The 512-nt window shown below is 46.1% G+C and carries 2 tRNA genes; both read left to right on the top strand.

From position 1 onward, the window contains the following. Nucleotides 1–200 precede the first annotated feature (200 nt). Nucleotides 201–277, top strand: a tRNA-Ile gene (locus IEV91_RS21540). A gap of 8 nt (nucleotides 278–285) precedes the next feature. Further along, nucleotides 286–361 (top strand) — tRNA-Ala (locus tag IEV91_RS21535). Nucleotides 362–512: the final 151 nt, after the last annotated feature.

Here is a 512-nt window from a genome sequence, read left to right as displayed (position 1 = left end):
TGCGGCTGGATCACCTCCTTTCTAAGGAAAACGTCACTTCACTGATGTGAAGGACATTATAAGCCCATGCGAAGGAACTTCGACTAACAACGTCACGTCCGTGTGACAACGTCGAAGCCTGACCATCCATGGTCTGGTGGCGTCAGCGTTTGGTTATTTTGTTTAGTTTTGAGGGAATAATCCCTTGATATATAAGTGATGGGCCTGTAGCTCAGCCGGTTAGAGCGCACGCCTGATAAGCGTGAGGTCGGTGGTTCGAGTCCACTCAGGCCCACCATCTCTTATGGGGCCTTAGCTCAGCTGGGAGAGCACCTGCTTTGCAAGCAGGGGGTCAGCGGTTCGATCCCGCTAGGCTCCACCATTATTTAAATATTTATGATTTATAATGATAATGTTCCTTGAAAACTGGATAACGAAAGAACAAGATGAAACAAGGTTTGTAAAAACGAAGACCTAACGGTCGATGTCTATACAAACTGATAAAGGGTTGTTAGAACCAAGTGTGATAACAA

Origin of the sequence: Pullulanibacillus pueri, assembly GCF_014639255.1 — a bacterium.
Lineage (GTDB): Bacteria > Bacillota > Bacilli > Bacillales > Sporolactobacillaceae > Pullulanibacillus > Pullulanibacillus pueri.
This window is presented reverse-complemented; position numbering and strand designations above follow the sequence as displayed.